General features: G+C 68.4%; 21 protein-coding genes. 18 read left to right on the top strand and 3 right to left on the bottom strand.

Features of this window, described 5'->3' with window-relative positions:
- Nucleotides 1–37 precede the first annotated feature (37 nt).
- From M6D93_RS10765 to M6D93_RS10740, 6 genes are all read left to right on the top strand, one after another.
- Nucleotides 38–442: a DUF948 domain-containing protein gene (locus M6D93_RS10765; protein WP_249769169.1), complete on the top strand. Its 405-nt coding sequence runs from the start codon at nt 38–40 to the stop codon at nt 440–442.
- A 1-nt stretch (nt 443) separates the two neighbouring features.
- Entirely contained in the window at nt 444–686 is a 243-nt protein-coding gene (locus M6D93_RS10760) for a hypothetical protein (protein WP_249769168.1), read from the top strand.
- Nucleotides 687–829: 143 nt separating this feature from the next.
- The gene (gene alaS / locus M6D93_RS10755) at nt 830–3,532 is read left to right on the top strand and encodes an alanine--tRNA ligase (RefSeq protein ID WP_249769167.1); all 2,703 of its coding nucleotides are present in this window, start codon (nt 830–832) and stop codon (nt 3,530–3,532) included.
- A 74-nt stretch (nt 3,533–3,606) separates the two neighbouring features.
- Nucleotides 3,607–4,008, top strand: a complete 402-nt coding sequence (gene ruvX, locus M6D93_RS10750) for a Holliday junction resolvase RuvX (protein WP_249769166.1) — start codon at nt 3,607–3,609, stop codon at nt 4,006–4,008.
- A gap of 71 nt (nt 4,009–4,079) precedes the next feature.
- Entirely contained in the window at nt 4,080–5,252 is a 1,173-nt protein-coding gene (gene mltG, locus M6D93_RS10745; RefSeq protein ID WP_249769165.1) for an endolytic transglycosylase MltG, read from the top strand.
- Nucleotides 5,252–6,076: a shikimate dehydrogenase gene (locus M6D93_RS10740; RefSeq protein WP_249769164.1), complete on the top strand. Its 825-nt coding sequence runs from the start codon at nt 5,252–5,254 to the stop codon at nt 6,074–6,076. The genes mltG and M6D93_RS10740 overlap by 1 nt, the downstream gene beginning before the upstream one ends.
- On the opposite strand, the gene mobA is transcribed toward M6D93_RS10740, so the two are convergent.
- The gene (gene mobA, locus M6D93_RS10735; RefSeq protein ID WP_249769163.1) at nt 6,012–7,085 is read right to left on the bottom strand and encodes a molybdenum cofactor guanylyltransferase; all 1,074 of its coding nucleotides are present in this window, start codon (nt 7,083–7,085) and stop codon (nt 6,012–6,014) included. The two genes, M6D93_RS10740 and mobA, sit on opposite strands and share 65 nt — an antisense overlap.
- 114 nt (nt 7,086–7,199) lie before the next feature.
- Here mobA and aroC point away from each other — a divergent pair, with 114 nt between their 5' ends.
- The 4 genes from aroC to M6D93_RS10715 are packed head-to-tail and all read left to right on the top strand — an operon-like array spanning nt 7,200 to nt 11,543.
- On the top strand, nt 7,200–8,417 hold the full coding sequence (aroC, locus tag M6D93_RS10730) for a chorismate synthase (protein ID WP_347343615.1): 1,218 nt from the start codon (nt 7,200–7,202) through the stop codon (nt 8,415–8,417).
- Nucleotides 8,414–10,051 carry a 3-dehydroquinate synthase gene (gene aroB / locus M6D93_RS10725; RefSeq protein ID WP_249769161.1) on the top strand — a complete coding sequence of 546 codons (1,638 nt, stop codon included), beginning with the start codon at nt 8,414–8,416 and terminating at the stop codon, nt 10,049–10,051. Before aroC ends, aroB begins: the two co-directional genes overlap by 4 nt.
- A complete protein-coding gene (aroQ, locus tag M6D93_RS10720; RefSeq protein ID WP_249769160.1) occupies nt 10,048–10,584 on the top strand; it encodes a type II 3-dehydroquinate dehydratase in 537 nt (178 codons plus the stop codon). Before aroB ends, aroQ begins: the two co-directional genes overlap by 4 nt.
- Nucleotides 10,585–10,586: 2 nt before the next feature.
- The gene (locus M6D93_RS10715; RefSeq protein ID WP_249769159.1) at nt 10,587–11,543 is read left to right on the top strand and encodes a bifunctional riboflavin kinase/FAD synthetase; all 957 of its coding nucleotides are present in this window, start codon (nt 10,587–10,589) and stop codon (nt 11,541–11,543) included.
- 362 nt (nt 11,544–11,905) lie between these two features.
- Here the strand turns inward: M6D93_RS10715 and M6D93_RS10710 are convergent, their stop codons facing one another.
- A complete protein-coding gene (locus M6D93_RS10710; RefSeq protein ID WP_249769158.1) occupies nt 11,906–12,301 on the bottom strand; it encodes a hypothetical protein in 396 nt (131 codons plus the stop codon).
- Between the two features lie 265 nt (nt 12,302–12,566).
- A complete protein-coding gene (locus M6D93_RS10705; RefSeq protein WP_249769157.1) occupies nt 12,567–13,298 on the bottom strand; it encodes an arsenate reductase/protein-tyrosine-phosphatase family protein in 732 nt (243 codons plus the stop codon).
- A gap of 326 nt (nt 13,299–13,624) precedes the next feature.
- On the opposite strand from M6D93_RS10705, the gene rpsO reads away from it, so the two are divergent.
- From rpsO to M6D93_RS10665, 8 genes are all read left to right on the top strand, one after another.
- Nucleotides 13,625–13,894 carry a 30S ribosomal protein S15 gene (gene rpsO / locus M6D93_RS10700; protein WP_249769155.1) on the top strand — a complete coding sequence of 90 codons (270 nt, stop codon included), beginning with the start codon at nt 13,625–13,627 and terminating at the stop codon, nt 13,892–13,894.
- A 332-nt stretch (nt 13,895–14,226) separates the two neighbouring features.
- The gene (locus M6D93_RS10695; protein ID WP_249769153.1) at nt 14,227–16,455 is read left to right on the top strand and encodes a polyribonucleotide nucleotidyltransferase; all 2,229 of its coding nucleotides are present in this window, start codon (nt 14,227–14,229) and stop codon (nt 16,453–16,455) included.
- A gap of 168 nt (nt 16,456–16,623) precedes the next feature.
- Nucleotides 16,624–17,796, top strand: a complete 1,173-nt coding sequence (locus M6D93_RS10690) for an MFS transporter (RefSeq protein WP_249769151.1) — start codon at nt 16,624–16,626, stop codon at nt 17,794–17,796.
- Between the two features lie 10 nt (nt 17,797–17,806).
- Nucleotides 17,807–18,631 carry an MOSC domain-containing protein gene (locus tag M6D93_RS10685; protein WP_249769150.1) on the top strand — a complete coding sequence of 275 codons (825 nt, stop codon included), beginning with the start codon at nt 17,807–17,809 and terminating at the stop codon, nt 18,629–18,631.
- 195 nt (nt 18,632–18,826) lie between these two features.
- A complete protein-coding gene (locus M6D93_RS10680; RefSeq protein ID WP_249769149.1) occupies nt 18,827–19,855 on the top strand; it encodes an extracellular solute-binding protein in 1,029 nt (342 codons plus the stop codon).
- On the top strand, nt 19,852–20,706 hold the full coding sequence (gene cysT, locus M6D93_RS10675) for a sulfate ABC transporter permease subunit CysT (protein ID WP_249769148.1): 855 nt from the start codon (nt 19,852–19,854) through the stop codon (nt 20,704–20,706). Before M6D93_RS10680 ends, cysT begins: the two co-directional genes overlap by 4 nt.
- Nucleotides 20,699–21,514 (top strand): sulfate ABC transporter permease, encoded by an 816-nt coding sequence (locus tag M6D93_RS10670; protein WP_249769147.1) that lies wholly within the window; start codon nt 20,699–20,701, stop codon nt 21,512–21,514. The genes cysT and M6D93_RS10670 overlap by 8 nt, the downstream gene beginning before the upstream one ends.
- A complete protein-coding gene (locus tag M6D93_RS10665) occupies nt 21,514–22,476 on the top strand; it encodes a sulfate/molybdate ABC transporter ATP-binding protein (RefSeq protein ID WP_249769146.1) in 963 nt (320 codons plus the stop codon). The genes M6D93_RS10670 and M6D93_RS10665 overlap by 1 nt, the downstream gene beginning before the upstream one ends.
- Nucleotides 22,477–22,505 lie beyond the last annotated feature (29 nt).

Here is a 22,505-nt window from a genome sequence, read left to right as displayed (position 1 = left end):
AGAGACCCACGACGTTCCAGAAGAAGGAGGCCAGTCAGTGTCTGCTGGTGCTGTGGCGGGGTTGATCGCCGCCGGTGCGTTCGTGCTGCTCGTGTTGTTGCTGGCGGTGCCGCTGCTCAAGCTCGGCAAGACCCTCGACGAGGCGACCCTGGCGATCCGCAAGACCCACGAGGGTGCGGCGCCGTTGCTGGCCGAGGCGCACACCACCGTCGCCAACGTCAACAGCCAGCTCGACCAGGTCGAGGGAATCACCAAGGGCGTCAGCTCGATGACCACGAACGCCGCCGCGCTCACCTCGCTGGTCTCGGCGACCGTGGGCAGCCCGCTGATCAAGGTCGCCGCCTTCTCCTACGGCGTGCGCTCGAGCGTGAAGAAGCGTCAGGACGCCCAGGCCGTCGTCACCGCCCGACGGGACCGCCGCTCGCACCGGCGGAGCCACTGACATGCGGCGCCTGTTCTGGCTGGCTCTGGGTGCGACCCTGGGCGTTCTCATCTTCCGAAAGCTGTCCCAGGCAGCGCAGAAGCTGACTCCGCAGGGTATCGCCGGCAGCCTGTCGTCCGGACTGAACGAGCTGGCCTACGCCTTGCGAGACTTCACCGACGACGTGCGCGCGGCGATGTCGCAGCGCGAGACCGAACTTCGCGACGCCGCGGGCTTCGACGGTGCGCCCGAAAGCGGTCGCTGACCCGGCTTAGGCTTGAATGTGGACGGGCACGCGTGAGCGTGGCCTGACCACGACCCACCGGGTACCAGCCCGGCGATCGTCACGCCGGAGTCTCCGGCGGGCGGTTCCGGGTTGGAGATCCGCACCGCAGAAGGAGTATTGCCATGCGCTCTGCCGAGATACGTCGGCGGTTCCTCGCGCATTTCGAGGCGAACGGCCACACGGTGGTGCCGAGCGCCCCGTTACCCTTCGACGACCCCAACCTGCTCTTCATCAACGCGGGAATGGTGCAGTTCGTCCCGTACTTCATCGGCCAGCAGGCGGCGCCGTGGCAACGGGCGACCAGCGTGCAGAAGTGCATCCGCACCCAGGACATCGAAGAGGTCGGCAAGACCACCCGCCACGGCACCTTCTTCCAGATGAACGGCAACTTCTCCTTCGGTGACTACTTCAAGGAGGAAGCAATCACCCTCGCCTGGGAGCTGTCGACCAAGTCCCAGGACGACGGTGGCTTCGGTCTGGACCCGGAGCGGATCTGGGCGACGGTCTACCTGGACGACGACGAGGCCATCGACATCTGGCACCGGGTGATCGGCCTGCCCCTGGAGCGAATCGTCCGCCGTGGCAAGGCGGACAACTTCTGGTCGATGGGCATCCCGGGCCCGTGTGGACCGTGCAGCGAGCTGTACTACGACCGTGGTCCCGACTACGGCGAGCCGGGCGGTCCCGAGGTCGACGAGGACCGGTACATGGAGTTCTGGAACCTCGTCTTCATGCAGAACGAGCGAGGCGCCGGCAGCGACAAGGAGAACTACCCGATCCTGGGCGAGCTGCCGGCCAAGAACATCGACACCGGCATGGGCATGGAGCGGATGGCCGCCTTGCTGCAAGGCGTTGACAATCTCTACGAGATCGACGAGACCAAGCCGGTCCTGGACCGCGCCGCGCAGCTGACCGGCAAGAAGTACGGCGAGCATTCCGGCCACGCGGCCAGCCAGTCCCACCCCGACGACGTCCGCCTGCGTGTGGTCGCCGACCACATCCGCACAGCGCTGATGCTCATCGGTGACGGGGTCACGCCGTCCAACGAAGGCCGTGGCTACGTGTTGCGACGGATCCTGCGCCGGGCGATCCGGTCGATGCGCCTGCTCGGCTGGGAGGCCGAATCGCTGCCGGAGCTGTTCCCGGTGGCGCGCGACTGCATGGCGCCGTCGTACCCGGAACTGGCCACCAACTTCGAACGCATCGCGATGATCGCGTACTCGGAGGAGCAGACGTTCCGCCGCACCCTTGCTTCCGGCACCAGCATCTTCGAAGGTGCCGTCGCCGACGTCCAGCGTTCGGGCAGTCCGAAACTGCCGGGCAGTGATGCGTTCAAGCTGCACGACACGTACGGCTTCCCGATCGATCTGACCCTGGAGATGGCCGCAGAACAGGGACTGTCGGTCGACACCGAGGGCTTTCACCGGCTCATGACCGAGCAGCGGGAGCGGGCCAAGGCCGACTCGAAGGCCAACAAGGCCGCGCACGGCAATTCGCCCGCCTACCGGCAGTTGCGCGATCTGGGCGAGACCGTGTTCATCGGCTACACCGATCTGTCGACGGAGACCGCGGTCCGCGGCATCGTCGCCGACGGGCAGCTGGTGAACAGGGCACAGACGGGCCAGGTCGTGGAGGTCGTACTCGACGAGACACCGTTCTACGCCGAGTCCGGAGGCCAGATCGCCGACGAGGGGACCATTACCTCCGACGGCGCGACGTTGCGGGTGCTCGACGTGCAGAAGCCGGTGAAGGGCCTCATCGTTCACCGCGTCGAGGTCGCCGACGGAGAGATCGGTGCGGGCACGGTCGTGCGCGCGCAGGTCGATCCGGAATGGCGGCGCTCTGCCCGACAGGCTCATAGTGGGACGCACGTCGTCCATGCGGCCCTTCGTGAGGTACTCGGCCCGACCGCACTGCAGAGTGGGTCCTACAACAAGCCCGGTTACCTCAGGCTGGACTTCGCGTGGGGCCAAGCGCTCAACGACACCACCAGACGCGACATCGAGGAAGTGTCCAACCGTGCCCTGCGCGAGGACCTTCCGGTGTCGGTGGAGTACATGCCGTTGCAGCGCGCTCGGGAACTCGGCGCCTTGGCGCTGTTCGGCGAGAACTACGACACCGAGGTGCGGGTCGTCACCATCGGCGGCCCGTGGTCGCGAGAGCTGTGCGGTGGCACCCACGTCGATCACTCCTCCCAGGTCGGCGCGCTGACCGTCGTGGGGGAGTCTTCCGTCGGCGCCGGGGTCCGCCGGGTCGAGGCGTTCGTGGGCCTGGATGCGCTGCGCTACCTGGCCAACGAGCGGGCGCTGGTGAACGCCGTGTCCGAAACGCTGAAGGTGCCGCCGTCGGAGGTGCCCGATCGGGTCGCCGCCCTCGTGGAGCGGCTACGGGTCGTGGAGAAGGAACTGGAACGCAACCGGGTCCAGGCCGTGCTGGCCGGCGCCGGACAGCTTGCCGCCCAGGCTCAGTCGGTCAACGGGGTCCAAGTGGTCGCCGTCGACGCACCGAAGGGCGTGTCGGGCAACGACCTGCGCACCCTCGCCTTGGACGTGCGCGGACGCCTGGACGCGGCGGCCCCGGCGGTGGTCGTGCTGACGTCGGAGACCGACGGGAAAGTCAGCTTCGTAGCGGCGGTGAATCCGGCCGGGCAGCAATCGGGGCTGTCCGCCGGCGACCTGGTGAAGGTGTTCGCGCCGGTGCTCGGGGCTCGCGGCGGGGGCAAGGCCGATCTGGCCCAGGGCGCGGGGGGCGACGCCGCAAAGATCGTCGAGGCCCTGGCGGCAGTCCTGCGGGCGGTGGCCGGCTCACCGGCGCGCGCTGAGTGAACACACCCGACTCACAGGAGTTGCTTCCGGTGGGGGTCTGGTTCGCCGTGGACGTTGGATCGGTACGTGTCGGGGTGGCGCGCAGCGACCCGCGCGGCGTGCTGGCGGTACCGGTGCAGACCTTGCGCCGCGATACCCGCCAGGACGCGGATCTGGCCGCATTCGCAAGGTTGTTCGCCGAATACGAAGGCGTCGGCATCGTTGTCGGGCTGCCGCGAACGCTGGCCGGCCGCGAGGGCCCGGCGGTCGCGGCGGCGCGGGCGTACGGCACTGCCCTGGCTGCCCTGATGCCCGGCATTCCGCTCGTGTACGCGGACGAGCGGATGACCACCGTGGTTGCGCAGCGTAACCTTTCCACGAGCGGCGTCCGTGGCCGCGCTCAGCGAGCCCGGGTCGACCAGGCGGCTGCGGTGGAAATCCTGCAGTCGTTCCTCGATCGTCAGCGCGGTTCGCAGGCCACCGAAGGCGGGCAGTAGCGCGTCGGCCGCGGAGCTCGGCTGAAAAGCAGCCGGCCGTCTGACTGGGGACAGTGAAGGGATCTGCGCCTGTGGAGCATTCGATCGACGAACTACCGGACGACGATCATCCGTTGTTCGGCGCCGACGCTCCGGCCGAGTCCGACCATTACGTCCCAGGGCGACAGAGCCGGACCGACCGGCATCGTCGCCGTCCTCGCCGACACCGCACCCTCGCCCCGATCCTGGCCATTCTGGTCATCCTCGCCGTGGTAGCGGGTGGCTGGATCGCGGTCAACAACCTCAAGAGTCGCTTCGCCGTCGCCGACTACAGCGGCGCGGGTGACAAGTTCGTGCGGATCCAGGTCGTGTCCGGGCAGGGCGCGAGCGACATCGCCGTGACCCTGAAGAACCAGGGCGTCGTCAAGTCGACCCAGGCCTTCATCAACGCGGCCAAGAAGTCGGGCCGCGCCGCCGACATCCAGCCCGGGACGTACCAGGTTCGCCTGCACTCATCGGGCACCGCCGCCATGACGGCGATCCTCGACCCGAAGAACCTGATCGTTCAGCAGTTCGTGATTCCCGAGGGTTTCACCTACCTGCAGGCGTTCGCCGCGATCAGCAAGGCGACCGGGATCAGCACCGCTGCGCTGCAGACCGCCGCGAAGGACCTGTCAGGTCTGGGTATCCCGTCGGACCTGCAGGTCAGTTCGGTCGAGGGCCTGCTGTTTCCCGCGACCTACCAGTACTCGGACAACACCACGGCCAGCACTGCCCTGCAGTCGATGGTGGACAAGTTCAGCGCCGAGTACGTCCAGCTCGGTGTCGCGGACAAGGCCAAGGCGCTCAATCTGAGTCCCTACAAGGTGCTCATCATCGCCTCGATCGCCGAGGCCGAGGCCAAGTTCGACGCCGATCGGGCCAAGGTCGCGCGGGTGATCATGAACCGGATCGCGGCCGGGCGTCCCCTGCAGGTGGATGCAACCAGTGCCTACTGGGCCAAGCTGAACGGCAAGGACCCGGCCAAGGTCGTCTACGCCTCGATCCCCGGGCCCTACAACAGTTACAAGAATGCAGGGTTGCCGCCGACGCCGATCGGCAATCCTGGCGTCGCGGCCATCTCCGGCGCACTGAACCCGCCGGCGGGTAGTTGGATGTACTACGTCAACATCGACGCCGCCGGGCACCTGGGATTTTTCACCGATGAGGCGCAGTTCCTGGCCGCTGCCGACAAGTGCAAGAAGCAAGGGTGGGGCTGCGGCTGATGGCGTCTGAGGCCGATCCCGCGCGCGGGCGCGCCGCCGTGCTGGGTTCGCCGGTGAGCCATTCGCTGTCGCCGGACCTGCACAACGCGGCCTACGCCGCACTCGGCCTGACCGGTTGGCACTACGACGCGATCGAATGCACCGAGGCCGACCTCGGTGCGCTGCTGGTCGACGCACCGCCCAACCAGGTCGGGTACTCGTGCACCATGCCGCTCAAACGAGAGGTGCTGCGGGTCGCGACCTCGATCAGTGCGCAGGCGGCGGCGATCGGAGCCGGCAATACCCTGCTTCGCGTCGACGAGGACTGGTACGCCGACAACACCGACTGGATCGGGATCCGGGACGCTCTGGCCGAGGCCGGGGTGCCGGCTGGTGGACGGATCGTCGTGCTCGGCGCCGGTGGCACGGCTCAGGCCGCGCTTGCGGCCCTCGTCGATGTCGAGACCGTGACGGTCCTGGTGCGCGAGCCCGCCCGTGCCGTCGAGCTTCGCGCTACCGCCGAGCGCCTGGACGTGGCCGTCACCGTCGCGAGGCTGGACTCGGGAGCCGGACTCGGCTCCGCCGACCTGGTCATCTCCACCTTGCCCGCCGGGGTGGCCGATCCGCTCGGCGCGTTCGGTTGGCGTCCCGAGCAGGCCGTCTTCGACGTGATCTATCGGCCCTGGCCGACCGCCCTCGCCGCCGGGGCCGCGGCCGCCGGGGCCACGGTGGTCTCCGGCGCTGAGCTGCTGTTGTTCCAGGCCGCCCGCCAGGTGGAACTCATGACGGGGCGTGCAGCTCCAGTCCAGGCCATGCGAGCGGCATTATCGGCAGCTCGTCGGTGAGGTAGTCGATCGGCGGTCGGCGGCCACCGTCGGGCGTGCGGATCTCGCGGGCTCGCTGCTCGGCCCATTCGACGTCGGCGAGGGTGTCGAGGTCGTCGGCGTAGCCGTCGAAATCGGGTACCCGGGCGACCGTCACGCCCTCGTAGAGCGAGCGCACCGACGCGTTTCTCGGATCGCCGAGACTCGCGACGGCCAGCCGGAGGGAATCGGTACTCCAGATCGCGGCCAGGTAGTTCGTACCGCCGTCGGGGCCGACCCAGACGCGGACGTCGTCCACCATCGGATCCGTACGCAGCTGGCTCAGGCCGCCGAGCACGAACGGCGCGTCGGCGGCGAGGACGGCGACCCGGTGCTGGTCCACCTGCGGCAACGCGGCGGCAATGGCGGCGACGGGCCCGGCTCCGGGTGGGTTCTCCCGAACGAACATCGGTTCCCCCAGCCCCCGGCGGCGTGGTCCGACGACGATCCGGCGTTCCGCCGACGCAGTGGCGGTCAACACATGGTCGAGCATCGGCCAGCCCAAGAGGGGGTACTCGGGCTTGGTCACGGTCGCAGCGGCCTGGGCGCCGCCGGTAGGAGGCGGGCCGCTGAAGCGCCGTCCGGCTCCGCCGGCCAGAATGATCGCGTCGTACCGGGTCTCGGAGCGGGTCGCAGCCAGCGCCTTGCGACTGCTCGCGGTGAGAGCTGAACCAGCCCAGCCCTGTCTGAGACGCAGCGCGATCTCGAAACAGCTCGCCGCAAGGTCCGGCTCGCCCGCGGCCCACCAGCGACGCCCGATCTGCATCGCGGTGCCCGCCTGCATGGCGCGGTCCTCACAGCGTTGCCAGGCGCGCCGCTGCAGTCGCGCCGCGGAGTCGAACGAATCCGCGGCCAGCAGGGCAGAGGCGTTGGCCAGGGCCGCGGCCCACTCGAACCGGTTCTGCCCGCCGTCGTCGGCCGAATCCAGTCCAGCGGATTCGGCCGACACATCACAGGGCTCGTCCGGGAGTGGAGTCAGCGCGGCAGCCATGCCCACATTGTGGCGGCCGGACCGACAGTTTCGTCGAAGCGGGATCGGCCGTGCCTACCTCGCGCTGGCAGCGGGCTCGTGCCGGTCTGGAACAATCGCCACGTGCTGCGTTGGATGACTGCCGGTGAATCCCATGGACCTGCCCTGGTCGCGATGATCGAGGGGCTGCCGTCCGGCGTGGCGATCACCACGGCCGAGATCGGTCGCGACCTTGCGCGGCGTCGGCTCGGGTACGGCCGCGGCGCCCGGATGAAATTCGAGCAGGACGAGGTCGAGCTCACCGGCGGCGTGCGGCACGGCCTGACCATGGGCAGCCCGGTCGCCGTCCGGGTCGGCAACACCGAATGGCCCAAGTGGGAAACGGTGATGTCAGCCGATCCGGTCGACCCGCAGCTGCTGGCCGAGCAGGCCCGCAACGCACCGCTGACCCGGCCCCGGCCCGGCCACGCGGACCTGGTCGGCATGCAGAAATACGAGCTGGACGACGCTCGTCCGGTGTTGGAGCGGGCCAGCGCCCGCGAGACAGCCGCCCGAGTCGCCCTCGGGGCCGTGGCGAAGGCGTTCCTCAAGCAGACCCTCGATATCGACGTCATCAGCCATGTGGTGTCGATCGGCGAGGTCTCGGCTCCGGCCGACTCGCTGGGCGCGGTCACCGATCCGCTCGCCGCACTGGAGACCATCGACCAGTCGCCGGTGCGCTGTTTCGATCCGGCTGCCTCGCAGGCGATGGTCGCGCACATCGACGACATCAAGCGTGCCGGTGACACCGTGGGCGGCGTGGTCGAGGTGCTCGCCTTCCGCGTTCCGCCCGGTCTGGGCAGCCACATCCAGTGGGATCGGCGACTGGACTCTCGTCTGGCCGCTGCCCTGATGGGCATCCAGGCCATCAAGGCCGTCGAGGTCGGGGACGGCTTCGAGCTGGCCCGGATCCGTGGCTCCCAGGCTCACGACGAGATCGGCCGGGGTCCGGACGGGGAGATCCGGCGGCGTACCGGTCACGCCGGCGGCACCGAAGGCGGAATGTCGACCGGTGAGCTCCTGCGGGTCCGCGCGGCCATGAAGCCGATCTCGACCGTGCCCCGGGCCCTGGAGACGATCGACGTCGCGACCGGTGAGGCAGCCGTGGCCATCAACCAGCGGTCGGACGTTTCCGCCGTGCCGGCCGCCGGAGTCGTCGCCGAGGCCATGGTCGCGCTCGTACTGGCCGAGGCCGTGCTGGAGAAGTTCGGGGGCGACGCCCTGGGGGAGACGCGCCGCAACGCCGAGGCCTACCTCGCTCGACTCGCCGAGCGCTCGCTGGCCTCGGGCGACGTGTTCGCCGCTCGGCCATGAGTCCACGCACGGTGCTCGTCGGGCTGCCCGGCGCCGGCAAGTCCTCGGTCGGTCGCGCCCTCGCAGCCCGTCTCGGTGTCGATTTCGCCGACACCGACGATCTGCTGATCGAGATGACCGGACGAAGTGTGGGGGAGATCTTCGCCCACGACGGCGAGGCGGCGTTTCGTGAGATCGAGGCCGCGGCGATAGCCGACGCTCTCTGCGATTTTGACGGGGTGCTTTCGCTCGGCGGTGGTGCGGTGACGACGCCGTCGGTCCGAGCCGAGTTGGTCGCTGCCCAGGTACCCGTCGTCGAGCTGCGGGCCAGCCAGGCCGAGCTGGTGCAGCGCGTGTCCGGTACGCGCCATCGTCCGCTGCTGGCTGGTGACACCGTGGCCCGGCTGAAGCAACTCCAGGCCGAACGGGCGCCGCTGTACGCAGAGGTCGCGACCTACTCCGTCGACACGAGCGGGCGCGCGGTGGCCGACGTCGCCGAGCACGTGCACACCTTGCTGGCCAGCGGCGCGACCGCCGAGGACCCGGTCGCTGACTCCGCCGTGGCGACACCGGAGGCCGCCCAGCGCATGACCACGATCTTCGTCGCCGGTCCGCCGCCCTACGAGGTCCACATCGGACGGGCGATCCTGCCGCGGTTGGTCGAGCTCGCCACCGGGGCGGACCGGATCGCGATCATTCACCCCGAGACGATGGTCGGCGTCGCGGGTGCCGTGGCGGCCGAGTTGACCGTTCGCGGTTCGCAGGCCCACCTGCTCGCGGTGCCCGACGGCGAGGCCCAGAAGACCCTGACGATCGCCGGGCGGTGTTTCGACGCGCTCGGTGAGTGGGGTTTCACCCGATCCGATCTGGTGATCGGGCTCGGCGGGGGCGCGACCACCGACCTTGCCGGCTGGGTGGCCGCGTCCTGGTTGCGTGGCGTGCGGGTGATTCAGGTTCCGACGACCGTCGCGGGCATGGTCGACGCCGCGGTCGGCGGCAAGACCGGTATCAACACCGGCCGCGGCAAGAACCTCGTCGGTGCGTTCTACCCGCCGGCCGCGGTGCTCTGTGACCTCGACCTGCTCGCGACCCTGAGCCAGACGGACTATCTGGCCGGGCTCGCGGAAGTCGTCAAGTGCGGCTTCATCGCCGACCCCGCGATTCTCGAACTGATCGAAGCCGACCCGGCCGCGGTCACCGTGCCGGGGAACGCGGCGGAAGCCGAACTCGTCCAGCGCTCGATTGCGGTGAAGGCGCGGGTGGTCTCGGCCGACCTGACCGAACAGGGCGAGCGAGAGATCCTCAACTACGGCCACACGCTCGGCCATGCCATCGAACGCGCCGAGAACTACCGGTGGCGGCACGGCGATGCCGTATCGGTCGGCCTGGTCTTCGCGGCGGAACTGGCCCGCAGACTGGGTCGGCTCGACGAACACACCGCCGCCCGCCACCGCCGGATTCTCGCCTCGCTCGGGCTGCCGGTTTCGTACCGACCGGAGGCGTTCGAGCAGCTGCTCGACACGATGCGGGTGGACAAGAAGGCACGCGGCAGCCGAATTCGGTTTGTCGTCCTGGATGGCCTGGCTCGACCCGGGCGCGTGGAAGACGCCGACCCGGAGTTGTTGCGGGCGGTCTATGAGGAGGTTTCGCAATGACCGATGCCACTGGCGGTCCCACTGCTGGCACCATTGGCGGTCCCACTGCCGGTCCCGCTGGGGGACCCGCACCCGACCCCGGCACGGAACCCGGGCGGCGGGTCCTCGTGCTCAACGGGCCCAATCTGGGGCGGTTGGGTTCTCGCCAGCCGACGATCTACGGCAGCACGACGCATGCCGAGCTTGTCAGCCTGTGCGAACAGGCCGGCCGCGAACTCGGACTCGACGTGCAGGTTCGCCAGTCCGACAGTGAGGCCGATCTGCTGCACTGGCTGCACGAGGCCGCGGACGAGCAACTACCGGTCGTGCTGAACGCGGGCGCCTTCACCCACACATCGGTCGCCTTGCGCGACGCGGCGGCGGCTCGGACCGCTCCACTCGTGGAGGTCCACATCTCCAACGTCCACGCCCGGGAACCCTTCCGCCACCACTCCTATCTGTCCGCGGTGGCCTCCGGGGTGATCGTCGGCCTCGGAATCGAGGGGTACGTGCTGGCGCTCAGCTGGATCTCCTCGGTCGGCAGGGATCGCTGACGATGGCCGCTCAGCGCTGGCGTGGGCTGGAATCCATCCCCAACGGTTGGGGCCGGTGCGTTGCCACCATCGGCGTGTTCGACGGCGTCCATCGAGGTCATCAACGCCTGATCGCTCGTACGAACGAGCTCGCCGCCGAGCTCGGACTTCCCAGTGTGCTGCTCACGTTCACGCCGCACCCGTCGGAGGTCGTGCGTCCCGGAAGTCACCCGCCGCTGCTCACCACCAATACGCGCAAGGCCGAACTGGCCGCGCACTACGGCGTGGACGTCGTGGTGTTCATTCCGTTCACCCTCGAGTTCTCCCGGTTGAGTCCGGAGGAATTCGTGCATCAGGCACTGGTCGCCGATCTCCACGCGGCCGCCGTCGTCGTCGGCGAGAACTTCCGATTCGGCGCCAAGGCGGCCGGAGACGTGAGCACGCTGATCGAGCTCGGCCGTCGGTGGGGCTTCCGGGCCGAGGGTGTCGGCCTGCTGATCGAATCCGACACCCCGATCTCGTCGACCTACATTCGTTCGTGCGTCGAGGCCGGCGATATGGCGGCAGCCTCGCACGCGCTCGGCCGTCCTCATCGGCTCGACGGCGTCGTCATCCGTGGCGATCAGCGCGGCCGCGATCTGGGCTTTCCCACCGCCAACGTCCGCGCCGAGACGTTCGCAGCCGTCCCGGCCGACGGTGTCTACGCCGGTCGCATCGTCCGCATCGACGAATGGGGCAACACCCGAACCGACGAGCCGTCCCGGGTCACGGCCATCTCGGTGGGCACGAACCCCACCTTCGACGGCCGGCACCGGTCGGTCGAGGCCTACATCCTCGACTTCGACGCCGACCTCTACGGTCAGAACCTCGGGGTCGAGTTCATTCACCGGCTGCGCGGAATGGTGCGCTTCGACTCGATCGGCGAACTCGTGGTGCAGATGGCCGACGACGTCGAACAGACGCGGAACTTACTAGCCTGACCTGATCGTAACCGGATTGCCTATATTCCCGATCCCGTCTCTGGTGCTAGTTTCGTGTCAGCCGTCGACGGGCCCGGGCGCTTAGGGGAGTGTCTCTGGACTCAGCGGGGGTCGCTTGAACCAAGCCGGTCCTACCGGCCTCCTTCACGCGAGTCTCGGCTCGCGCGTGATCCTGGATGGGGAGCCATGATCACCTCACCTCGCGCCGCCCTGCTGGCGGTAGGCATTGCGTTCATCACCGGTTCCGCCCTCGCTCTGGCTGGTGGTGCAGACGCGCAAAGTGCCCGACCGGCGGTAGCGAGCCACTTGTCGTCGTTCGTCAACCCGTACAGCTCCACCCCGGTCACGTCGTCACCACCGACCTACTCGACGTCTGTCCCGCCGTCTGACACCTCGACCATGACGACGTCCGCGCCGCCGACCGAGACCACCGCGACGACCTCGGCGCCGCCGACCGAGACCACGGCGACGACGTCCGCGCCGCCCACCGAGACGACTTCGGCACCACCGTCGGATACGTCCACGGCCACGACGTCGGTCCCGCCCTCGAGCCCGACCGAGACGCCTACGTCGGGATCGCCGAGCGACACCGTCACGATCTCGTTGTCTCCGAGCGAAAGCACGACGACTTCGTCGGGGTCCACGGCCGTCAACCCGCCGAGCCCCACCAACTCCTCCTCGATCGCCGAGTCGAGCAGTGCGCGCTCCAGCAGCGTGGTCGACGTCCCGACCAGCTCGTCCTCGGGCGGCCTGGCCAACACCGGCTCGTCGCTGTCCGGCTACGGAACGGGCCTGGCCGGGCTCATGCTGTTCGTGGGCTTGGGCCTGGTTTACCTGAGTCGGCGTCCACAGGCTCGGCGTCACTGAGTCCGCACCGACGGCGCACGCGTTTCCTGCGCGGTCCGGTCGTGCCACCGGGCAGGGCAGCGACGCCGGGCAGGGCAGCGAAGCCGGGCAGGGCAGCGAAGCCGGGCAGCCTCGCCGGGGGCAGAGCAGCTTCGCCGGCCAGGGCGGCGACGCCGCTCAGACCGGGGTGAGTCCCAGGACCCGCACGACGGCCGCGATCTTGTCCGCGACGTCCGCGGCGACGCGGCGCGTCTCGGCCAGATCGGCGGTGGCCGGGTCGGCGATGTCGCGGGGGCCCCGACCGGGCATGACCCGCCCGCGGCGACCGGCCACGGCATGTACCTTGGCCCGCAGTTCGACGAGCCGAGGCCGGGCCGCGAAGGGCAGCGGTTCCACCGTTTCGGCCAGCCGGGCGAATTCCTCCAGGGTGAAGGTCCGCCGCAGCGCCGACGGGGTGTCGCGCAGCACCTGCTCGCGGTGCGCGCGTTCGGCGGTCAGGATGAGGTCGGCGTTGTTGGCCAGCTGAGGGACGTACGCGCGGGCCGAATGCCCCTCCGGGTCGACGCCCAGCTCGCGCAGGGCCACGGCCGAATGCTCGCCGACCGCGGCGCCGACGACGGCCTCGATGCCAGTGCTGATGACGGTGACGGGAAGACGGTCGTCCAAGCGGGACCGCAACAGTCTTTCGGCCATGACCGACCGGTGCAGATTTCCCGTGCAGACGAAGAGAATGCCGAAGCGGCTCCCGCTGTCGAGCATTTCCACGGTGACCGGTGCTGGACCTGTCGGCCCTGGTGGAGTGAGCTGAACGAGCTGCTGGCCGCTGGTCATGCCGGCGGCGCCGTACGCGCTGCCGCCGTGTCGCAGGCGCGCGAAGCGCCTTCGATTGATCACATCTGTCCGTGTCATTATCGCCCCCGCGATGCGCCGTTGCATTCAGCATGCGTTCAACGTGCGTTCATCAGGCTACAGCCGCGTTACCGCCAGGGCTCCTGTCCGAACGTAACGCACCAAGACGCGCCAAGACCGACCAAGACCGGTTAACCGGGTCGATCGGCGCGCGGCGGCCGGGGCGAGGGAGGTGGCGCGATTCCCGGCCCCGGCCGGCCGGCTGATACTCTGAGCCCCAGCGCACGGACGGTTGATTCGTCGTGCGCACGCAGCGTACGTATCGCACCTGCCGTGATCTAGACCGGCGGGGCGTGCCTGCACCACGTGGAGAAGGAGAACGCACTGTGCCCTTGGCCCAGGACGTAAAGAAGCAGATCATCATCGAGTACGGCGCGAACGAGAGCGACACCGGCTCCGCGGAAGTGCAGATCGCCATGCTGTCGAGGCGAATCTCGGATCTGACCGAGCACCTCAAGCTGCACAAGCATGATCACCACAGCCGTCGTGGTCTGCTGTTGCTGGTAGGTCAGCGCCGTCGGCTGCTGAACTACCTCACCAAGACCGACATCAACCGTTACCGCTCGATCATCGAGCGCCTCGGCTTGCGTCGATAGCTTCGCGCGGCCCTTCTCCCGGCTTGGGAGAAGGGCCGCGACTCGTATCCGGCGGTGGCCGGGGTCCCGGTCACCGACCTGCGAAGATCAACAACTGAACACAATCGCCGGAGCTGAGCGCCTGCAGGCACGTCCTGCCGATGTCGTGCGGCTCACGAGGTCGGTCCTCGGTAGTGGCGTCCGCCGAGTCGAGACTCCGCGTGCGCTTCGATCGAAGACCGGCACCGCACCCGCCGACCCATGATCGGCACCCTGACGTGCAGCAGCGTCCGCCCCCGGCTCTAGAACAGCGCTCACAGGTGTGAGTGCTGCCCACAGAGAGGCGGACTCCTATGTCCGAAGCTTCGATTCACGAAGCAGTAGCCACCATCGACAACGGTGCCTTCGGCACCCGCACCATCCGGTTCGAGACCGGCCGGTTGGCCAAGCAGGCCGCCGGCGCCGTCGTCGCGTACCTCGACGAGGACACGATGCTGCTCTCGGCCACCACGGCCGGCAAGACCCCCAAGGAACAGTTCGACTTCTTCCCGCTCACGGTGGACGTCGAGGAGCGGATGTACGCAGCCGGCCGTATCCCCGGATCGTTCTTCCGTCGCGAGGGTCGTCCCTCCGAGGATGCGATCCTGACCTGTCGCCTGATCGACCGCCCGCTGCGCCCGACCTTCATCAAGGGCCTGCGCAACGAGGTTCAGGTCGTCATCACGGTGATGGCGCTCAATCCCGACCACGCCTACGACGTGCTGGCGATCAACGCCGCTTCGGCGTCCACCCAGATCTCCGGCCTGCCGTTCAACGGCCCGGTCGGCGGTACCCGGGTTGCGCTCATCGACGGACAGTGGATCGGTTTCCCCAGCCACAGCGAGCTCGAGCGCGCCACCTTCGACATGGTCGTCGCCGGCCGTCTGCTCGATTCCGGTGACGTCGCGATCATGATGGTCGAGGCCGAGGCCACCGAGAACACGATCGATCTCGTCGCCGGCGGCGCCACCAAGCCCACCGAAGAGGTCGTTGCCGAGGGTCTTGAAGCGGCCAAGCCGTTCATCGCGGTACTGTGCCGCGCGCAGGGCGAGCTGGCCGCCGCCGCGGCCAAGCCGACCATGGAGTTCCCGCTCTTCCTGGACTACCAGGACGACGTGTTCACCGCGGTCAGCGACGCCTACAGCGACCAGACCGCCGCTGCCCTGACCCTGGCCGACAAGCAGGAGCGTGAGGCCAAGCTCGACGAGATCAAGGAAGCGGCCAAGACCTCCCTGTCGGCCCAGTTCGAGGGTCGCGAGAAGGAGATCAGCGCCGCTTTCCGGTCGCTGAACAAGAAGCTCGTGCGTCAGCGCATCCTGCGGGACAAGATCCGCATCGACGGCCGTGGACTGTCCGACATCCGGACGCTGTCCGCCGAGGTCGAGGTGCTGCCCCGCGTCCACGGTTCTGCCCTGTTCGAGCGTGGCGAGACCCAGATCCTGGGTGTGACCACGCTGAACATGCTGGGCTTGGAGCAGAAGCTCGACACCCTGAGCCCGAACCGCACCAAGCGCTACATGCACAACTACAACTTCCCGCCGTACAGCACCGGCGAGACCGGCCGCGTGGGCTCGCCCAAGCGTCGCGAGATCGGCCACGGCGCGCTCGCCGAGCGTGCCCTGGTTCCGGTGCTGCCGAGCCGGGACGAGTTCCCCTACGCGATCCGTCAGGTCTCGGAGGCGCTGAGCTCAAACGGTTCCACCTCGATGGGATCGGTGTGTGCCTCGACGCTGGGCCTGCTCAACGCCGGCGTGCCGCTGAAGGCTCCGGTGGCCGGTATCGCCATGGGTCTGGTCTCCGATGAGGTCGACGGTGCCACCCAGTACGTGGCGCTGACGGACATCCTCGGCGCCGAAGACGCCTTCGGTGACATGGACTTCAAGGTCGCCGGTACCAAGGAGTTCGTGACTGCTCTGCAGTTGGACACCAAGCTCGACGGCATCCCGTCCGAGGTGTTGGCAGCGGCGTTGTCGCAGGCTCGCGAGGCGCGCCTGCACATTCTCGACGTCATGAACGAGGCCATCGACGGGCCCGACGAGATGAGCCCGTACGCCCCGCGCGTGACCGTGGTCAAGATCCCCGTCGACAAGATCGGTGCGGTCATCGGCCCCAAGGGCCAGATGATCAACTCGATCCAGGACGAGACCGGCGCGGACATCACCATCGAGGACGACGGCACCATCTATGTCGGTGCCGCCGACGGCCCCTCCGCCGCTGCCGCGGTCGACCGCATCAACGCGATCGCCAACCCGCAGATGCCCAAGGTCGGCGAGCGTTTCCTCGGCACTGTCGTCAAGACCGCCGCGTTCGGTGCGTTCGTCTCCCTGCTCCCCGGCAAGGACGGCTTGGTCCACATCTCCAAGCTCGGCAACGGCAAGCGCATCGGCAAGGTCGAGGACGTGGTCAACGTCGGCGACAAGTTGCAGGTCGAGATCACCGAGATCGACCAGCGCGGCAAGATCAGCCTGGTACCGGTGAAGGAGGACTCGGTGGGCGACGCCGCCACCGAAGCTCCGGCCGAGCCTGCGACGGCCGACGCCTGAGCTAGCCGTCTGCATCGCAACTAGTACTGATGCCCGGTCGAACCACGGTTCGACCGGGCATCAGTCTGTTCCTGCGGGCTCACACCCGTCCTGACTTGTCCCCGAGGGACTCCGCTCACTGAGGAGATCGCCACGACCGCGCGCCTGAATCCGCTTCGACGCGGGACGTTGGCCGAGCTGCCGCCCGAGGTCGCCGCGTTGACGGCCGTGGCCTTCATGGTGGCGGTCGGATTCGGCGTGGTCGCCCCCGCGATCGCACCGTTCGCCGAGCAGTTCGGTGTGTCGGCGACGGCCGCGTCCGCGGTGATCAGTGCCTTCGCCCTCGCTCGACTGGTGATGGCGCCGTTCGTCGGACGGCTCGTCAACGCCGTCGGTGAACGCGTCCTGCTCGGCACGGGGATCGGGATCGTCGCCGTGTCCAGCTTCGTCGCGGGCCTGTCCCAGTCCTACTGGCAACTTCTGGTGCTGCGTGGGCTCGGCGGTCTGGGATCGATCATGTTCACCGTCAGCTCCGCCAGCCTGCTGTATCGCGTCACGCCGCCGGCCATGCGAGGGCGCGCGCAAGGGGTTTACGCCGGCGGCTTCCTCCTCGGCGGGATCACCGGACCCGCGGTCGGCGTCGTCGCGTCGTGGTCACTTCGCGCGCCGTTCTTTCTCTACGCGGGCACACTCGTCCTCGCCGGCTATCTCGGCCTGCACCGGCTGCGGCACAGCACCCTCGCGGCGCCACAGACTGCTCAGTCCGACGCTGTCACGGTCCGATTCGCTCTGCGACAGCGGGGATATCTGCTCGCCCTTGCCTCCACGGGCTCGGCCCAGTGGTCGGTCATCGGCGTCCGAAGCGCCCTCATCCCGCTGTTCGTGATCGGTCCGATGGGGGCCTCGACCGCCTGGAACTACGCCTCGTTCTTCCTGGTCAGCGTCGTCAGTGGCGTCCTGCTGGCCCCGGTCGGCCACCACGCCGATCGGAGGAGCCGGCTGCCGTTGCTGGCCGGCGGACTGCTTGCCGCGGCCGCGGCCCTGAGCGTCCTCCCGCTGTGGCCGCAGCTGGGCGGCCTGCTTCTGGCCTCGGCCCTGCTGGGCGTCGCCGGAGCGGTGTTGTCCGTCGTTCCCGGCGCGATGGTCGGCGACATCGTCGGTGCCCGGGGCGGCACGGTCGTGTCGGTGTTCCAGATGGCCGGCGACCTGGGCTCGGTCGCCGGGCCCGTCGTCGCCGGCTATCTCGCCGATCGGTACGGCTTCGGCTGGAGTTTCGGGGTCGCTGCCGCGGTGGCCGTTCTGCCCCTGCTGCTCGTGCCGCTCCGGTCCACCGTCGGGGTGCGCCGGCACGTTCACCGGTAGCGTGCTCGGCGTGCGTGTCGAGAGCTTGCAGATCTACCCCGTCAAGTCGACCAAGGGGCTCAGCGTGAGCTCTGCCGAGGTCCAACCGTGGGGGCTACGCCACGATCGACGGTGGCTCGTCCTGGACCCTGGCGGCGAGAACATCACCGCGCGGACGCACAAGAAGTTGCTTTCGGTGACGGCCCTACCACAGCCGGACGGCTCGCTGCAGCTGTCAGCCCCGGACCTGCCTGCGCTCTGCGTGACCGCACCGACCACCGGTGCGCTCCTCGATACCGGGCTGTCCCGCATCGACCAGCTGCGTGACGCGGGTGCAGAGGCGGCCGCGTGGTTCGGTGATCTGCTCGCGCTGCCGGCCCGTTTGGCGTGGCAGGACGACCCTCGACGCCGGGCCGTCGGTGCCCACCACGGAGGGCGAGCCGAGGACGTGATGAACCTGGCCGATGCCGGGCCGCTGCTGCTGACCACCGGTGCCTCATTGAGTCGTCTGAACGAATGGGTCGCCCAGACGGCCGCCGAGTTGTCCGAGCCTGTTCCGTCGCCGCTGGTCATGGATCGCTTCCGTCCGAATGTCGTCGTGCGGGACGCCGAGGTCCCGTTCGGCGAGGACCGCTGGACGCGGGTCCGCATCGGGGACGTGGCTTTCCGTGCGTCCGAACTCTGCGATCGCTGTGTTATGACGACGATCGAGCCTTCGAGCCTGGCCAAGGGCAAGGAGCCGATCCGGACCCTGGCCCGCCACCGACGGTGGGACGGAGCGGTGTGGTTCGGTCTGCGGCTGATCCCTGAAGCCACCGGGACCATCCGGGTCGAAGACGTGGTAACCGCCGAGTAGTACTTCCGGCCGGGCCTGGTCGAAGCCACCGGCCGGCACCCGTTAGCACCCGTTGGTACCCGCCGGCGTCCCGATACGGGTGCGACGTCCCTCACGTTGGAGCCGAGCAGTCCCGTGTCGTATTCTCTTGTAGCTCGATAGACAATATCGGATCTATCGGCACGATGGAATCAGTTCCACTAGGGAGATCTTTCGATGCGAGCATTCCGTAATCGCCGCGGGTCCGCCGCGGTAGCGCTGAGCGTGGCCGCCGTCGCCGCGATCGGCCTGACGGCGTGTTCGTCCTCTGGCGCGGGCTCCGCTGGCGGGGGTGGCAAGGTGGCTATCGTGGCCTACTCGGTTCCCAAGCCCGCCTACGACGCGCTGCAGACCGCGTTCAAGGCCACCGACAAGGGTAGGAGCGTCTCCTTCAGCGCGTCCTACGGCGCCAGCGGCGACCAGAGCCGAGCGGTGGCCAATGGGCAGAGCGCGGACTATGTCGCTTTCTCCATCCAGCCCGACATGACGAAGCTGACTCCCGACCTGGTGTCCGCCGACTGGAACACCGGTCCCACCAAGGGCCTGGTGTCCGACTCGGTCGTCGTGATCGCCGTCCGTAAGGGCAACCCGCTCGGCATCAAGGGGTGGGACGACATCACCAAGCCGGGGGTGAAAATCGTGACGCCCGATCCGGGTTCGTCCGGCTCGGCGAAGTGGAACCTCCTGGCCGCCTTCGCTCATGGGTACGGCAACGGCGGGGGAGAGGCCGGCGGCGAGGCTTACCTGAAGAAGTTCTCGGCCAACATCGTCAGCAAGCCGGAGAGCGGTTCCAAAGCCACCCAGACCTTCTTGTCCGGCACCGGCGACGTCCTGATCTCCTATGAGAACGAAGCCATCAATGCCCGCGCCAACAAGCAGGCCCTGGACTACGTCGTTCCTGAGGACTCCTTCCTCATACAGAACCCGGCCGCTGTCACCAAGCAGGCGGGTCAGGCCGCGAAGGACTTCCTCGCCTTCGTCGAGAGCGAGGCGGGCCAGAAGGTGTTCGCCAGCAAGGGATACCGGCCGGTGTTGTCCGGCGTGAACGTCGGCAGCGTCACCGGGGCCAACGACCCGGCGAACCCGTTCCCGGCGGTGAGGACCCTCACGACGGTCTCCGACCTGGGTGGCTGGAGCACGGTAAACACCAAGTACTTCGACAAGACCAACGGGATCATCACCACGATCCTCAACAGCACCGGATGAGTTCGACCGTCCTCGAGCCTGAGATCCGCAGGGCCGCTCCTGATCGGAGTGGCGCTGCGGACTCTCAGCGCCTGGGTTTGGCCTCGGGTGTGGGGCTCGGCCTCGGGGTGATCTGGCTCAGCTTGCTCGTGGCGCTCCCGCTGGCGGCTGTGGTCGCCAAAGGAACCGGCAGCGGCTGGACGGGCTTCACCGACACCTTCACCGATCGGCGTGCCTTCGATGCGATTCAGCTGACAGTGCTCAGTTCGCTCGGCGTCGCGCTGATCAACGCCGTCATGGGCACTGTCATCGCCTGGGTGCTGGTGCGCGATCATTTCCCCGGCAAGCGCATTCTCGAACTGCTCATCGACATCCCGTTCGCGCTGCCGACCATCGTTGCCGGTCTGGTGCTGCTGACCCTCTACGGACCGCACAGTGCCATCGCGCCCGACCTCTACGCGACCAAGCCCGGCATCGTCGTCGCGCTGCTTTTCGTCACCCTGCCCTTCGTGGTCCGTACCGTCGAGCCGGTCCTGCTCGCGCTGGAGTCCGACGTCGAGGAGGCCGCGACGTCCCTGGGCGCGAGTTCGTTCACAACGTTCCGGCGGATCGTGCTGCCCGCGGTCCTGCCCGCCGTGCTGTCCGGTGCCGCGCTGGCCTTCGGCCGCGCCATGGGGGAATACGGCTCGGTCGTCCTGATCTCGGGCCAGCTCACGTACAAGACGGAGATCGCGTCGCTGTACATCTACAAGCAGATTCAGGACGACGCCTTGCCCCAGGCCGCGGCCACGGCGACCGTGTTGCTGCTGATCAGCGTCGTCGTGATCGGGCTCATCGGGCTGCTCCAGCAGTGGGCGGCGCGACGTGGCTGACCAGTTGGTGAAGTCGACCCGGGCGCGGTGGGGACTGCGGATGGTTGCCGTGGTCTATGTGCTCGCTCTGGTCGCGGTCCCCGTCGGGCTGGTCTTCTGGCGCACGATCGAGCAGGGCTGGTCGGCCTTTACCGAGACACTGACGGCTGCGGATTCTGTCCATGCCTATCAATTGACCGCGGTGGTAGCCGGATCAGCCGTCGTCATCAACACCGTCTTCGGGGTCGGGATGGCCCTCCTGCTGGCGCGATTCCGCTTTCGCGGCAAGCGCATTCTGAACGTCCTGATCGACCTCCCGGTCTCCGTCTCGCCGATCGTCGTCGGGCTGGCCCTCGTTCTCGTCTTCGGCTTCCGCACCGGGTGGTTCGGGCCCGACCTGCGCAGCGCCGGCTTGCAGATCATCTTCGCCACGCCAGGCATGATCCTCGCCACCACCTTCGTCGCGCTGCCGCTGGTTGTTCGCGAGGTGCTACCGGTGCTGGAGGAAACCGGAGTGGAGCAGGAGGAAGCGGCCCGCTCGCTCGGTGCCAACGGATGGCAGCGCTTCGTCCGGATCACGCTGCCGACCATCAAGTGGGCCCTGGCCTATGGCATCGTCCTCGGCATCGCCCGCTCGATCGGTGAGTTCGGTGCCGTCAAGGTCGTCTCGGGCAACGTAACCGGACGCACCCAGACGGTGACCCTGCTCGTGGACCAGCACGCCGAGCAGCTCGAGACGGGCGCCTATCAGCTGGCGGTCGTGCTCATCCTCGTTGCCGCCCTGGCCATCCAGGCGATCTCGTTCCTGCGTCCCAAGGAGGGTGCCTGATGGGTATCACGGCAACTGGCATCACCAAGCGTTTCGGCAGTTTCCTCGCGCTGGACAACATCGATCTGGACGTGCCGAGCGGACAGCTGACCGCGCTGCTCGGTCCCAGCGGCGGCGGTAAGTCCACGTTGCTACGCATCATCGGCGGTTTGGAATCAGCTGACGAGGGCCGGGTCGTGATCGACGGCCGGGAGGCCACCGGCCTGCCCGCCCAGCGCCGCAACGTCGGTTTCGTCTTCCAGCACTACGCGGCGTTCAAGCACCTGTCCGTGTACCGCAACGTCGCCTTCGGGCTGGAGATTCGTAAGCGCCCGAAGGCCGAGGTTCGCCGTCGCGTCACCGAGCTGCTCGAGCTCGTTCACCTGGAGAACTTCGCCGACCGGCTTCCCGCTCAACTGTCCGGTGGCCAGCGGCAGCGGATGGCGTTGGCCCGCGCCTTGGCCGTCGAGCCCCAGGTTCTGCTCCTCGACGAACCGTTCGGCGCGCTGGACGCCAACGTACGCAAGGAATTGCGGGACTGGCTGCGGCGCCTGCACGACGAGGTCAAGGTCACGACCGTCTTCGTCACCCACGACCAGGAGGAGGCCCTGGAGGTCAGCGACGCCCTCGTGGTGATCAATCACGGGCGGATCGAACAGGTCGGCAGTCCCAACGACCTCTACGACCACCCCGTGAACGACTTCGTCATGGGATTCCTCGGGCCGGTCACACAGCTGCACGGTCGATTGGTGCGTCCGCACGACATCGAGGTCCTCACCGCAGACCACGTCGGCAGTGTGCAGGCGACCATCACGCGACTGCAGCGCATCGGTTTCGAGGTCCGGGCCGAGTTCGACGCCGGCGATTCCGCCCCCTGGGTGCAGCTGACCCGCGGGCAGGCCGAGGCATTGGAACTGGCCGAGGGCAGCGCCGTCTGGTTGCGGCCCGCGTCCCGCGCGTCGACGTTGGTCGCCGCGTCCTGAGCGAATCCCCCGAATCCCGTCGGAATTTG

Origin of the sequence: Jatrophihabitans telluris (assembly GCF_023516435.1) — a bacterium.
Classification (GTDB): domain Bacteria; phylum Actinomycetota; class Actinomycetes; order Mycobacteriales; family Jatrophihabitantaceae; genus Jatrophihabitans_A; species Jatrophihabitans_A telluris.
The sequence above is the reverse complement of the archived record's forward strand: the minus strand, read 5'-3'. Positions and strand labels throughout refer to the sequence as shown.